The organism is Lichenihabitans sp. PAMC28606 (assembly GCF_020616535.1).
GTDB classification, from domain to species: domain Bacteria; phylum Pseudomonadota; class Alphaproteobacteria; order Rhizobiales; family Beijerinckiaceae; genus Lichenihabitans; species Lichenihabitans psoromatis.
Genome location: NZ_CP085136.1, coordinates 1,697,377 through 1,711,983 on the forward strand (window position 1 = coordinate 1,697,377; position 14,607 = coordinate 1,711,983).

General features: G+C 66.6%; 8 protein-coding genes. 4 read left to right on the forward strand and 4 right to left on the reverse strand.

The window, feature by feature from the left end; genetic code table 11:
• From LGH83_RS08020 to LGH83_RS08030, 3 genes are all read left to right on the forward strand, one after another.
• The gene (locus LGH83_RS08020) at positions 1-2,001 is read left to right on the forward strand and encodes an autotransporter assembly complex protein TamA (RefSeq protein ID WP_227401328.1); all 2,001 of its coding nucleotides are present in this window, start codon (positions 1-3) and stop codon (positions 1,999-2,001) included.
• Positions 2,001-6,281, forward strand: coding sequence for a translocation/assembly module TamB domain-containing protein (locus LGH83_RS08025; RefSeq protein ID WP_227401329.1), 4,281 nt, complete (start codon positions 2,001-2,003; stop codon positions 6,279-6,281). Before LGH83_RS08020 ends, LGH83_RS08025 begins: the two co-directional genes overlap by 1 nt.
• A 141-nt stretch (positions 6,282-6,422) precedes the next feature.
• On the forward strand, positions 6,423-7,823 hold the full coding sequence (locus LGH83_RS08030) for an MFS transporter (protein WP_227401330.1): 1,401 nt from the start codon (positions 6,423-6,425) through the stop codon (positions 7,821-7,823).
• 72 nt (positions 7,824-7,895) lie between these two features.
• Here the strand turns inward: LGH83_RS08030 and LGH83_RS08035 are convergent, their stop codons facing one another.
• Positions 7,896-11,297, reverse strand: a complete 3,402-nt coding sequence (locus LGH83_RS08035; protein ID WP_227401331.1) for an acyl-[ACP]--phospholipid O-acyltransferase — start codon at positions 11,295-11,297, stop codon at positions 7,896-7,898.
• Positions 11,298-11,460: 163 nt separating this feature from the next.
• On the reverse strand, positions 11,461-12,072 hold the full coding sequence (locus LGH83_RS08040) for an FMN-dependent NADH-azoreductase (RefSeq protein ID WP_227401332.1): 612 nt from the start codon (positions 12,070-12,072) through the stop codon (positions 11,461-11,463).
• 94 nt (positions 12,073-12,166) lie between these two features.
• Here LGH83_RS08040 and LGH83_RS08045 point away from each other — a divergent pair, with 94 nt between their 5' ends.
• Positions 12,167-12,610: a winged helix-turn-helix transcriptional regulator gene (locus tag LGH83_RS08045; RefSeq protein WP_227401333.1), complete on the forward strand. Its 444-nt coding sequence runs from the start codon at positions 12,167-12,169 to the stop codon at positions 12,608-12,610.
• Here LGH83_RS08045 and LGH83_RS08050 read toward each other — a convergent pair.
• Together LGH83_RS08050 and pabB are read right to left on the reverse strand one after the other, a co-directional pair.
• The gene (locus LGH83_RS08050) at positions 12,549-13,157 is read right to left on the reverse strand and encodes an anthranilate synthase component II (RefSeq protein ID WP_227401334.1); all 609 of its coding nucleotides are present in this window, start codon (positions 13,155-13,157) and stop codon (positions 12,549-12,551) included. The genes LGH83_RS08045 and LGH83_RS08050 overlap by 62 nt on opposite strands.
• Complete coding sequence (gene pabB, locus LGH83_RS08055) at positions 13,154-14,572, reverse strand: aminodeoxychorismate synthase component I (protein WP_227401335.1); 1,419 nt, start codon at positions 14,570-14,572, stop codon at positions 13,154-13,156. The genes LGH83_RS08050 and pabB overlap by 4 nt, the downstream gene beginning before the upstream one ends.
• Between the last annotated feature and the right edge of the window lie 35 nt (positions 14,573-14,607).

The following is a 14,607-nucleotide window of genomic DNA, read 5'->3' on the forward strand; positions in this document are numbered from 1 at the left end:
ATGAGATGTGGCGGACCGTGGACGTGTCGAACAGGCGCTCTGGTTCTGTCGGGTCTCGTGATCCTCGCCGGTCTTTGCGTGCAAGCCGCCCCCGCCTCCGCCTTCAGTTTCTTCGGCTTATTCGGCAGCGACGATCCACCAAAACCGTCGCCGACCACGCTTCCCTATCGGGTCGCGTTCACCGTGGTCGGCAACGCCGATGTCACGTCGGCGCTGCAGGACAGTTCCGAGTTTTACAAGCTCCGGCAGGACGCACCAACCGATGCCGACGCGCTGGTGCAGCGGCTTAAAGCCGACTTTGCCCCGATGCTCGATGCGCTCTGGGGTGCGGGCTACTATAACGCAAAGTTGAGCGCGACCGTCGCGAGCGTCACCCTCGACCTCAGCCAAAACCAGGATGAGGCCGCGGTGAAAGTCGCCGCAACGTTCCGGAACCGCGAGGCCGTGCCGGTCACGATCACGGCCGATCCCGGGCCACTTTTCACGATCCGAACCGTCGCGGTAATCGACGCATCGACACGACAGCCTTTCAGTTCGGAGGTCTTGCCGCCGCGCATCGTCAAGCTGCGGGTCGGAGATCCGGCTCGCGCTGCGGACATTCGCGCCGCCGATGCGCGGCTGATCGACCATTTCCGCGACCACGCGCATCCCCTCGTCAAGTCGCCCCTCCCCAGTCCCACGGTCGATCATGCGGCCACCACGATGGACGTGACCTTCGTGGTCGATCCAGGCCCGGTCGCCGGCATCGGCGAGGTGTCGGTCAAAGGTCCCGACACGTTCGATCCCTCGATCGTGCGGTCGTTCATCTATCTCGATCCGGGTCAGCCCTACAGCCCCAAGGCGCTGGCCGACACGCGCAAGTCGATCGGCTCGATACCGGCCGTGGGCTCCGTCCGGATCCGTGAGGGAGACCGGCTCGACCGGAACGGCAACCTCCCGCTCTTCGTCGATGTCACCCATCGGGCCTCGAACCTGATCGGCTTCACGGCCGGGTTTTCGACGGTCGACGGGCCGACCGCCAGCACCTACTACGAGAACCGCAACCTGTTTGGCGGGGCCGAGCGGCTTCGCGTGCAGGCCGACGCTTTTCTGGCGCCCCGGATCGACGGCAGCACCATCAAGGGCTTCAAGGATTTTAAGCTGGCCGACATTGGCGAGCGGTTCACGATCGGCTTCGTCAAGCCGGCTTTGAACGGCTCGCGGGTCGACCTGCTGCTCGACGGCATCGCCGAGCGCAACCGCGTCGGCGGGGGCCGGTTCGGCGGCTACGAGGACAGGCTCGCAGGCGGCACGGCGGCGCTGCGCTATCGTTTCGACGACACGCTGTCGGCTCAGGCCGGCATTAAATATGAGCGCGGCGAGGCGACCGACATTCTCGGCCGCACGGATTATCAATTGGTCGGCGTTCCCGTGTCGGTGAAATTCGACAACACCGACAAGCCGCTTGACCCGAGCCGAGGCATCCGCGCGTCAGCCACCGTCACGCCTTACCCGACACCATTCGGTTCGAGCACCGGCTTCACGAAGGCGACGGCGGCGGGGTCGGTTTATTACGCCCTCGACGATGACGCGAACTACATTCTGGCAGGGCGTGTCGGCTTCGGCTCGATCTTCGGGGCCACGGGCGGAGTCGCGGATATTCCGGCCAATTACCGCTTCTATGTGGGCGGCGTGTCGACCGTGCGGGGCTATCGCTATCAGACCGTCAGCCCGCTCGCCGCGAATGGCTTCACGACCGGCGGGCTGAGCGAATTCGACGGGTCGGTCGAGGCACGGATCAAGATCACCGATACGATCGGCATCGCGCCCTTTTTCGACATCGGCGGCGCCTATCGCGGGTCGGTGCCGTTCACGGGCGGCGGCACGCGCTCGGCGGCGGGGCTCGGCCTCATGTATTACACGCCGATCGGCCCGATCCGCGTCGACGTGGCGACGCCGCTCACGCCGCGGCCGGGCGACCGGCCTGTCGTGCTCTACGTCAGCATCGGGCAGTCCTTCTGATGGCGAACCGTCTCATCTCCCGCCCCACCCTGGCGATTGTCATATTGCTGCTGAGCGTGCTCAGCCTCGGCCTGTTCGGCGTCGCAAGCCGAGCCGCCGAAGAGGAACGCGGCGTGCTTGCGGACCTGATTTCCCGCGCCCTGTCGACGCCGGCCAGCCGGGTCACGATCGGCACGATCGAGGGCGCGCTCTCGTCCGACGCGACGATCCATGACATTGCGATCCAAGACCGGGACGGCGTCTGGCTTAAACTGGATCGGGCGCGCATCAACTGGCGGCGTCTGGCGCTGATTCAGCGGCGGCTTGAGATCGACACGCTCGATCTCGGCACCCTCACGATCTACCGAAGGCCAATCCCGGCCGAGGCACCCGTCGCGGGTGAGCAGCAACCGCTATTGCCTGAACTTCCGGTCCGGGTGGAAATCAAGCAATTTGCGCTGTCCGAGATGATCCTCGGCGAGCCTATCCTTGGAACGCCGGCGCGCTTTTCGGTCGGCGGCTTCGGCACGCTCGGCGCACCCGCCGAGGGCCTGGAACTCCATGTCGATGGTCAGCGGCTCGACCGGCCGGCCTCGGCCACCGTGCGGCTCAAGCTCGTGCCCGAAGGGCAGCGCCTGAACCTCGCCGTGACGCTGGACGAGCCGCAGGGCGGCATCCTGTCCCGCTTGGCCAACATCCCCGGCCAACCGGCCATCAAGCTGAACGCCGGCGGGGACGGCACGCTCGACGCCTTCAAGGCGACGCTGGCCTTCGATGCCGGGCCGGAGATCAACGCCAAGGGGACCGCGACGCTGAACCGGGACGGCACAACCCGCAAGCTTGCGCTCGACCTCGCGGCGCGGGTTGCGGGATTGCTTCCGGCCGCCGCCGCACCAGTGTTTGCCGACGTCACCAAACTGACCGGCACAGTGGTGTTCGGCGACGACAGCGCGGTCTCGATCCCCTCGATCCAGCTCGCCGCCGCCGCCGCATCGCTCGATATCGGCGGCACGCTGAGCAAGGACCAGATCGCCGATCTCAGGATCAAGGCCGTCAATCTCTCCAATCGTGATGGACGGACCGCTCTGGCCGACGCACAGATCGATAAGCTCGCCTTCGACGCCCATGTGACCGGCGCTCTGGCGTCGCCCACGATTGAGGCCAGCCTCATGGCGCGCGACGCACGCACGCCGAGCGGATCCGTCGCGGTCCTCGATGCTCATTTCCGGGCGGAACCGAACGGCTCGATGGCCGAAACATCGACGCAGCTGCGCCTGAGCGCCGATGCAGAGGCCAGCGGTCTGGCGCTCACCAATCCAGCGCTCGCGCAAGCCCTCGGCTCGCGCGCTCACATCGCCTTGCGCGGGACCAGCACGCTGAAAGGCGTGCTCGATGTCGAGACCCTGGCGCTCACATCCGACACGCTGGCGGCGAGTTACAAGGGCCGCGCCAGCGGCGCCGAATTGCAAGGCCGCATGGACCTCCACGCCCCCGATCTGTCGCGCTTCGGCGCCGTCGCGGGCTTCGACCTGAAAGGCGCTGCCGACCTCTCGGCCACGCTCGAAGGCACGCCACGCTCGAACCGCTACTCTGCCGTGATCGATGGCCGCGCCATTAGCTTCGGAACCGGGGTCGTGCCGTTTGACGAGGTGTTCGGTGACAGGCTGACGCTGGCAGGCGGCGTAAGACTCGACCCCGACGGCGGCGTCGGATTTTCCGATGTTCACTTGACCGGCCCGCATGCAGCCGTTCGGATCGACGGTGCCGCGACGCCTGCGCTGGCCGATCTCACGGCAGCCCTCACGTTGCCGGATCTGTCGAAGGTCGACGCGCGCCTGAGCGGGCGTGGCGACGTTCAAGCGCATGTGACCGGTACGCTGGATGCGCCGGACGCCACAGCCACTATGACGCTGCTGGATGCAACGATGATGAGCCGTCCGGTGCCGCGCCTCGTGCTGCAAGCCACCGCGACGAAGCTCCGGAGCGATCCGGAAGCGCGCGTCACGCTCGACGGCGAGATCGACCGCAAACCCGCGACCGGCGCGCTGCACGTCGCCCGCGGCGCTGCGGGAGCGACCGTCATCGATGGGATCGACGTGACGGTCGGCTCGGTGGCGCTCGCCGGGAGCGTGACCCTGTCGCCGGAGGCACGGGCCGATGGGCAGATCAGCCTCCGGGCCGGCAATCTCGACGATCTGTCGCCGCTCTTGCTGCAGAAACTCGGCGGTCGCCTGTCGGCCGATGTCGCGTTGGCCGAGAGGAACGGCGGACAGGACGCCACCGTCAAAGCGACCGGGCAGATGCTCAGCGGCTACGGCGCCAGCCTCGATGCACTGAAGGCCGATGTCTCGGTCAGCGACGTCGCTCGGCACCCCGTCATTGGCGGCGCGGTCGCGGTCGATCGCGCCACCTTTGACGGCCAAGCGATCACGCGACTCCGCCTTGACGCGACGGGCCGCCCACAGGGCAGCGACGTGACCGTGAGCGCGACGGCGGCGGGGTTCGACCTGACGGCCGCGGCCCGCATCGTTCCGGCCGACCGCATCCGGCTCGAGCTGTCCCGGTTCGCAGCGAACCGAGGTCGCGACAGGATCGCCCTGGCTGGCCCAGCCACCATCACGTTTGCGGATGGCGGCGCCGACATCCGCAATCTGGCCCTCGCGCTTGGCAGCGGACGCCTCGGCGTCGACGGGCACGCCGGGCAGCGGCTCGATCTCAAAGCCGTGGCGCGCGCCATTCCGCTCTCGGTCGCCGACCTCGTGTCGCCCGGCCTCGGTCTCACCGGCACGCTCGATGGCGATGCGCGGGTCACCGGGTCGGCCACGGCCCCGACCGGCGATTACCGCCTCCATGTGGCGGCGCTGGCTGCGCCACAGACACGCTCCCTTGGCCTGCCGCCCATCGACATCAAGGCGAGCGGCGCGCTGCAAAGCACGCGGGCCAGCCTCGACGCCACGTTGTCGGCCGCGCAGGCCGGAATCATCCGGGTCACGGGAACAGCGCCCCTCGGAGCCAGCGGCACGATCGATCTTGGCGTGCGCGGCACGCTCGACGCCGCCTTGGCGAACCGCACCATCTCGGTGTCGGGACGTCGCGTGACCGGCGCGCTCGCGATCGACGGGCGGCTCGGCGGCACGCTCGCCAAGCCGCAGGCGACCGGCTCAGCGACCCTGTCGAACGGCTCGTTTCAGGATGCGGTGGTGGGCCTCCGCCTCGACGCGATCCGGGCGCGTGTCGTGGCGCGCGGCGACGCGGTCACGATCGAGGGCGCCTCGGCCACGACCCGCAACGGCGGCATCATCACGGCCGGTGGTCGGGTTCGGCTCGATCCAGCCGCAGGTTTTCCCGGCGACATCAAGATCACCGGGCAACATGCACAACTGGTGCAAAGTTCGCTCGCCACCGCGATCGTCGATCTCAACCTCGGCGTATCGGGGCCCCTCGCCCGCAGCCCGCGCATCGCCGGTCGCGTCGATATCCAGTCGCTTGATGTGCCGGTTCCCGAACGCCTGCCCGGGGGCCTGCAGCCGCTGCCTGGCACGCGGCATCTCAACCCGACCGTCACGGCGGCCCGCCGTCTCGCGATCGACGCGAAGAAGAAGCTGGGACACGGAGCCCCTCCCCCGTTCGATGCCACGCTCGATCTCACGATCGCGGTGCCGGGCGAGATCGTGGTGCATGGGCGCGGCCTGAACGCCCGGCTCGGCGGCGCACTGAAACTCACCGGCACGCTCGACAAACCGAAGCCGGTCGGCGCCTTCACGCTGGTGCGCGGACGCCTCCAGATCCTCACCGCCAGCCTCGATTTCTCGCGCGCAAACCTGACCTTTGCGGGCGATCTGTCGCCCGAGCTCGACTTTCTGGCCACGACCCAGGCGGGGGGCGCCACAATCGGCATCGCGATCACCGGCAATGCCGGCGATCCGCAATTCGCCTTCACGTCCAGTCCCGATCTGCCGCAGGACGAGATCTTGTCGCGCCTGCTCTTCGGCGCGCCGTCGGGCCAACTCACGGCCACACAGGCTTTGTCGCTGGCGCAGGCCGCTGCGATCTATTCGGGTGGCAGCGATGCGCTCGAAGGTCTGCGGCGCTCCCTCGGGCTCGGCGACGCCAGCCGGTCCGACAATCCGCTCAGCAACGCGCTCGGCGATCGGGTCAGCATCGGGGTCCGCACCGGCGCGACACCGCGCGAGACGGGGGTCGGTGTGGACATTTCAGTCTTTGGCCCGCTGAAGGTCAAAGGCGCGGTTGACGCGACGGGCGGCCAGTCCGTCGGGGTCGGTGCCGAACATGAATGGTGATGACCTGAAGGAACGGCCGACGCGCGGTCATCCCGGTTACGGGGCTTGTCGCCCCTCTCATTCACGCGGTATGGGCTCGAGCGCCCGCCGAGGGTTGCGCGCTCGCTCGGGCCCGACCCTCAGTCTTCGAGAGAGCCAGACATGACTTCAGAGCGCTCCGATCGTCCCATCGATGCCATCGCCGACTTGAGTGCGCGGCTCGATCGTCTGCCGGCCACGCGTGCCGTCTGGCAGCTGGCGGTCCTGCTCGGCCTTGGGTTCTTCTTCGAACTCTACGACCTTTTGTTCACGGGTTATGTGGCGCCCGGCCTTGTGAAAGCGGGGCTGCTCACAGCGACGACGCCGGGCTTGTTCGGCGCAAGCGGCGTCGCGAGTTTCGTGGCCGCTCTCTTCACCGGGCTATTTCTCGGCACGCTAGTGTGCGGGTGGCTGGCGGACCGGTTCGGGCGGCGAGCGATGTTCACCTGGTCGTTGCTGGCCTACACGACCGCCAACGTCATCATGGCCTGTCAGACGACCGCTTTCGGCCTGAACAGCTGGCGCCTCATCGCCGGACTTGGGCTTGGGCTCGAGATGGTGACGATCGGCAGCTACTTGTCGGAGTTGATGCCGAAAGCAATTCGCAGCCGCGCCTTCGCGCTGTGCCAGGGCATCGGGTTCGTGGCCGTGCCGGTCGTGGCTTTCTTGTCCTATCTGCTGATTCCGACAGCACCGTTCGGCGTGGATGGATGGCGTTGGGTTGTCCTGATCGGCGCGTCGGCGGCCCTTCCGGTCTGGTGGCTGCGGATCGGCCTTCCGGAAAGTCCACGCTGGCTCGCCGAGCGTGGGCGGTTAGCTGAAGCGGAAGCGGTCGTGACCCGGCTCGAAACGATTGTCGAGGCCGAATATGGACGCCCGCTGCCGCCGCCGCAGAGGATCGAGCCGGTCCAGACGCGTCGACGCCTGCGCGACCTTTGGCATGCACCTTACGGTCGTCGGATCGTGATGATGGCCGGCTTCAACGTGTTTCAGACCGTCGGGTTCTACGGCTTCGCCAATTGGGTGCCGACGCTGCTGGTCGCGCAAGGCATCACGGTCACGTCGAGCCTCGCCTATACGGCCCTGATCGCCCTCGCGGCGCCGGTCGGGCCGCTCATTGGCCTGACAATCGCCGATCGTTTCGAGAACAAACACGTCATCGTTGCGGCCGCGATCGTCTATATCGCCTGCGGGCTGCTGTTCGCCGAAACACGCAACATCGTGACGATCGTGCCGCTCGGCATCGGGCTGACGCTCGCCAGCAACGTGATGTCCTACAGCTACCACGCCTATCAAGCCGAGCTGTTCCCGACGACGATGCGGGCGCGGGCGGTCGGCTTCGTCTATTCGTGGAGCCGCTTTTCGGCGATCTTCACAGGGTTCATCATAGCCTTCGTGCTTCGCACGGCCGGGGTCCCCGGCGTGTTCTTGTTCATCTCGGGCGCCATGCTGGCTGCGGGGTCGCTGGTCGGCCTTCTGGGTCCGAGGACCCGCAACACGGCTCTCGAACAGATCGCTGCGTGACAGTGGGCGTGCCGGGCCGGCAGACGTGGGTGCCGACCGGCCGGGGTCGCCTTCAAGCACCCCGCTTGTCCCTCAGGCCGCTGCGTCGGTCTCGGCACGTTCCGTCATCTGCTTGGCGAGGCCGACGTAATCGACCTTGCCCGAGCCGAGCACCGGCAGCCTCTCCACGACGACGACCTCGGACGGCACCATGAGATCGGCAGCGCCCTTTCGCTTGGCGTAGGCCGAAAAATCCTGCCGGGTCGCCCCGCTCTGCTGCGTGACGAGAACCAGCCTCTCCCCCTTGCGAGGATCGGGCTCGGCCACGACGGCCGTCGGCACGTCGGGCCAAAGGTCATGCGCCAAGGCCTCGATGGCGGCCAGAGACACCATCTCGCCGCCGATCTTGGCGAAGCGCTTGGCGCGGCCCTTGATCGTGGTGAATCCCTCCGGGTCGATCGCCACGATATCGCCGGTGTCGTACCAGCCGTCCTCGGGCGGTTGCAGCACACCGGGCTGATCGTGTTTCAAATAGCCCAGCATGATGTTCGGGCCACGAAGATGGAGCCGACCGCCGTCATCGATGCCCGGCACCGCTTCCAGCCGGACGTCGATGCCCGGTAGAATGCGGCCCACCGTCCCGAATTTATTGAACATCGGCGTATTGAGCGCCACGGCGGGCGCGGCCTCGGTGATGCCGTAGCCTTCGAGAATCCGCAGGCCGAACTTCTCCATCCAGACCTTCCGGGTCGCATCTTTCACGGGCTCGGCCCCCGCGAGAACATAGCGGAGCGAGCGGAAGTCATAGGGGTTGGCAACCCGCGCATAGCCGGCCAGGAACGTATCGGTGCCGAACAGGAGGGTGGCGTTGGATCCGTAGACGAGTTCCGGGACCATCCGGTAATGCAGCGGCGACGGGTAGAGATAGACCGGTACGCCCGAGACGAGCGGCAGCACCAGCCCAACCGTCAGGCCGAAGGAGTGGAACACCGGCAGGACGTTGAAGAATTTATCGGACCGGCCGAAATCGATCCGCGCCTCGGCCTGGGCCGTGTTGACCAGCATGTTTCGATGCGACAGGACCACGCCTTTCGGCGTGCCCTCCGATCCCGACGTGAACAGGATCACGGCCGGGTCGTCCGGTAAGCGCGCGACCAGCGGCCGGCGCGGCGCCGCGAGGGCCCTGAGCTTATCGACCAGAGACAGGTCCTTCCGGAGATCCTCGAGATAGACGATGCGGACGCTGGCCTGCAGCGATGCGATCAGCTTGTCGAGCCGCCCCTTTTCGATGAAGGCGCGCGAGGTCACGATGCTGGTGACGCCCGCCATCGTGCAGGCGGCGGTGACCGCCGTGGCCCCCGCCGTGAAGTTGATCATGGCGGGAACGCGCCCAGCCGAACTGACGGCCAGCAGCGTCACGGCCGCCGCGTTGGAACTCGGCAGCAGAACGCCGATGGCCTCCCCGGGCTTCGCCAAGGCCGTCATCTTGCGGGCGAAAAGATGCACACCGGTCATCAGCTTGCGATAGGTCAGGATGCCGGTGACCGGGTCTTCGAGCGCAACGCGGCTCCACCCCTGCTTGTCGCCCGCCTCGGCCACGGCCTCGACCAGGGTGCGATCGGTGCGGGTCGTATGGAAGATCAGGTCCGACATCACGCCATAGAGCGCCGCACCCGCCGCATGGCGTCGCGCCCGGCCCTTCAAATTGTCATCGACGGTGAGACGCACGGCCGGCAGCATCGTGACCACGACCTTTGGGAACCAGCGCCGACGAACCTGGGCGCGGCTCAAGCGCGAGAACATCGTCTGTTCGAGGCCATGGATCCGGACCGGCACCACCATGGCGCCCGACTTTTCGGCGATCATGCCAGCGCCGTCATAAACCTTCATCAGGCTGCCGGTGACGGTCAGGCGGCCTTCTGGGAAGATCACCAACGTGTCGCCACCCCGCACCGCATTGATGAGGCTGCGGGTCGCGAGCGGGCGAGCGGGATCGAGCGGCAAGGCCCGGGTGAAGCGCAGGAACGGCTTGACCCACCACCGTTGCGCGATCCCGTGATCGATCGCGAAAATCGGGTTGGTCGGCAGGATCGACAAGGCCAACGCGGCATCGAGGAAGCTGACGTGGTTGAGTGCAATGATGGGGTTCGAGCCAGCTGCGTCGAGATGTTCGAGCCCATGCGTCTCCAGCCGGTAGACCACGCGGAACAGGATCGAGATGGCATCGTGCATCGGGTTGGTCGGCAGAATGCGGATGATCCAAGCCGCCGCAAGCAACGCGAGCGCGCCGATGCCGGCAAACAACATCGGCAGGGTGACGCCGGCGCCTTGCAGCGCAGCCACCACGACGGCCGATACGACCATGAAGGCCGCGTTCAACACGTTGACGGCCGCAACGGCCCGCGCGCGCCAGGCCGGATCGGCCCAGACCTGCAAGGCGGCGAAGGACGGCACGATCATCAGGCCGCCGCCGATCGCCACGATCGCGAGGTCGATGGCGGTGTGCCAGGCGATCGCCTGATCGAAGAAGGCGGCGGGTGCAAGGAGGTCGCCTGGCGTAACGGGTGGCAGATGCGCGATGGCCCAGGCGAGATCGAGCGAGGCCACCCCGATCAGGACGGTGCCGACGACGACCGGCAGGAAGACGACGCGTCCCCCCGACAGCCAGGAGGCGAGGCCCGAGCCGACCGCGATCGCAACCGCGAAGACCGCGAGATAGATCGTGACCACGATCTCGGACCCGTGCAGGACGTGGCTGACGAGCGGTGCAAGAAGCGACAGCATCACGGCGCCGACCGCCCAGAAGATGCTGGTGATGATGCCGCAGCGCCACAGGCGCGGCTCCGACCAGAGTTCGCGCAGCAGGCGTGCGGTCGATCGGACGACATTGTAATCGAGCGCGAGGCCGGGCGAGGCCGCCGCGGTTTTCGGGATCAGCAGGCTGCTGACCCAGCAGAGCACTCCGACGATCAGCATGCCGACGGTCAGAATGGCCGGATGCACGCCGTCTTTCATGGCGAGGCCGCCCGCGATCGTGCCGGCCAGGATCGCCAGAAACGTTGCGCCTTCGACAAGGGCATTGCCGGCCGGCAGGTCCTCGCGGTCGAGATGGTCGGGCAGGATGCCGTATTTCAGCGGTCCGAACAGCGCCCCGAAGGTGCCGAAGGCCAGCAGCGCGGCAAATAAGACGGGAACCGATTGCAGCCAGAAGCCGACGACGGCCAGGATCGCGGCCCCGATTTCGGCCAGTTTGAGCCGGCGCGCCACGAGCGATTTATCGAACCGATCCGCCAGTTGGCCACCGAAGGCCGAAAAGAGAAAGAACGGCGCCATCAGGGCGGCACCGGCCAGCGTCACCAACGATTCGGCACCGCCAACGCGGAACAGGATCAGGAACACCACGGCATTCTTGAGGACGTTGTCGTTGAAGGCCGACAGAAACTGGCACCAGAACAAGGGTGCGAAGCGCCGCGACGTCATAAGCGATTGCGACATGGGCTGCTCTCGGAAAAGGCCTGGACCGAGCGCCGCGATCGATGCATCGACCTGGCGCTCGGGCAGAGCGTGCCCGAAAAGGCTTAAGCGGATGCGCCGCAACCGTCCAGAGCGCGGCGGCGGGCCGCTCTGGATGGAAAGCAGCGTCGGGAGACGATTTGGCTCAGGCCGCCGACATGGCCGCGATGGTCTGCTCGGCCGAAGCGATCGCCTTGGCTTTGGTCTCGTCACCCATGGCGAGACCTTCGGCACGAACGATCTCGATATCGGGCAGACCGATGAAGCCGAACACGCCCCGAAGATAGGCTTCCTGATGGTCCATGGCGGTCATCGGGCCGTCCGAATAGGCGCCGCCACGCGACGAAGCGACGATAACGCGCCGGCCTCCCGCCAGACCTTCGACGCCGGTCGCGGTATAGCGGAACGTCTTGCCGGCGACGAGCAAGCGATCGATCCAGGCTTTTAGCTGGCTCGGGATGGCAAAATTATACATCGGCGCGCCGATCACGACGACGTCGGCGGTCATGAATTCTTCCAGAGCGGCTTGGCTCGAGGCAAGATCCTCCTGCAGCGCCGGGCTGTGCTGGCCAGCGGCCGCCTGGGCCGCGCCGAGATACGCGCCGGACAAATGCGCGATCGGGGTCGCGGCCAGGTCGCGGGTCGTGACCGTGACGTCGGGATGCGCCTCGCGCAGCTTGGCCAAGATGCCGGCCGACAGGCGGCGGCTGACCGAGTTATCGCCGAGAATGCTGGAATCGATATGCAGGAGTTTCATGGGGACACGCCGATGCAAGAGAACGCTGGATGATATAAAAGCGTAACTAGGTTATCTTCCGTGCCTATGGGGCGCGCCGCAAGGAGGCACATCTTTGGAACCCAGTCACAGCCATGTGCCCACGCACTGCAGCGGCGTTGCTCCCGTTCTGGCCCGGATCGGCGATAAGTGGAGCATCTTGGTTGTCATGATGCTGGGCAACGGCCCGCTTCGCTTCAACGAACTGCGGCGACAGGTCGGCGGCATCTCGCAGCGCATGCTGACCCTGACGGTGCGGGGTTTGGAGCGGGACGGGTTCGTCAGCCGCACTGTCACGCCGACGATCCCACCACGCGTCGATTACGAGCTCACGCCTCTTGGTCGGTCGCTGCAAGAGCCGGTGCAGCACCTCGGGCGATGGGCGATCGCCAATCTCGAGGCGATCGCGACCGCACAACGGAAGTTCGACGACGCGACCAAGAACGAGCCGATCCTGTTCAAAATTCTTGGCACGGCTGCGCCCCGGCCCGCCACCGCGCCGCAAGCCTTAGAAAATTAGCCAACAGGGCGTGACCGCCCTCGGTGAGAACAGATTCAGGGTGGAATTGGACCCCCATGGTTACAGTGTCCCGATGCGCCAGCCCCATGATCTCTCCGGATGACGAGCGTGCCGTCACACGGAGTGGGCTCGTCTCGGCCTGATCGATCTCGACGATCAGCGCATGATATCGACCCGCCATTACGGGGTTCGGGAGTCCCTCGAACAGACCGTCCCCATCATGCGTGATGGGCGAGGCGCGCCCGTGCATCGGCTCGCCGGCCCGCACCACGCGCGCGCCGAACGCCTGTCCGATACATTGATGCCCAAGGCAGATGCCGAGGATCGGCAGATGGCCGTTGAAACGCGCGATCAAATCCAGCGACGCGCCCGCCTGCTCGGGGCCGCATGGGCCCGGAGAGATCACCAGCGCGTCACAGCCTGACGCTTCGACCCCGGCGGCGTCGATCGCGTCGTTCCGCACCACGCGCGTCGCCTGCCCGAGTTCCTCGAAGGTGCGCGACACGTTGAAGACGAACGAGTCGTAGTTGTCGACGATGAGGATCATGCGGTCGCGCCGTCCTGGTCCGCAAAGGCCTCGAAGATCCGAGCCGCCTTGTCGAGCGTCTCGCCATATTCCTCTGCCGGGCGGGACAGCGCCGTGATGCCACCGCCAGCCTGAAAGGCCGCGATGCCGTTTTGCACCGTCACGGTCCGGATTGCGATGTTGCTATCCAGGCGGCCATTGAAACCGAACCAGGCGATCGAGCCGCAATAGAGGCCGCGACGTTGCGCCTCGATCTCGGCAATGAGCCGCATCGCCTCGATTTTGGGCGCTCCGGTGATGGATCCGCCCGGAAAGGTCGCTGCAATGACGTCCGTCGCGCCCTGGCCGGTGCGCAGCGTGCCGGTCACCACCGAGACGAGATGATGGACGCCCGCATAGGTTTCGAGACCGCAGAGGACCGGGGTCTTGACCGAATGCGGCACGCAAAGGCGCGAGAGATCATTACGCATCAAATCGACGATCATCAGGTTCTCGGCCCGGTCCTTGATTGAGGCCAGCAACGTCTCCCGACGCCGCCGATCCTCGTCCGCATCCGAAGCACGGCGAGCCGTCCCCTTGATGGGCCGAGTTTCGACCTGGCCGGCATCGAGACTGATGAAGCGCTCCGGCGAACTCGACGCGATGGCGCGCGACCCATCCTCGAGATAGGCCGCGAAAGGCGCAGGATTGCGGGTTCGGAGCGCGCGATAAAAAGCCCAGGGATCGAAGCCCGGCGGCATATCGGCCGAAAAACATTGAGCGATATTGGCCTGGAAGAGATCGCCGTTCAGAATCGCGGCGATGACGCGTTCGACGGCCGCGCCATAGCTCTCGCGGGTGAAGCTGGACCGCCAAGCCGAGCGATCGATGCGCGGTTGACGCGACGGAGCCGTCTCGACGTGGGCGGCGAGCCGAACCTGCATGGCGCTCGCTCGCTGCCGCGCCCGATCGGCCCTTCGGTCCGGATCGCGCTCGGGATGTCCCGTCGAGACGATCCAGGCCCGTCGATCGACATGATCAAAACTGCAGACGACATCGTAGAAGCCAAAGGCGGCATCCGGCACCGGGCCTTGGGACGGCATGGCGGCGAGGGGCTGCGCGTCGAGCAGGCGTCCGAACTCATAGGCGAAATAGCCGATCGCACCGCCTTGTAACGGCGGCAGGCCGGGTCGATCCTCGACGGCGAAGTCACGCAACAGGCGCGCCAGGGAGGCAAGCGGCGTCTCGTCGAGAGCCTCGCCGTTCCAAGACACGCCACCATCCTCGACCAGCCAGCGCCCGAACGGGTCCGCCGCCACATAGGAGGTTCGGCCGAGAACCGGATGCGGCATCGCGCTATCGAGAAAAACGAGATGGCCGAGGCCGCGCAGACGCGCCGCAGCCTCGACCGGCTCCATCCAGGCGATCTCGATCGCGACAATCGGGTCCTGCGGCATATGTCCTCGTTAGGCTCGAGGGAGGATCGTCCTCT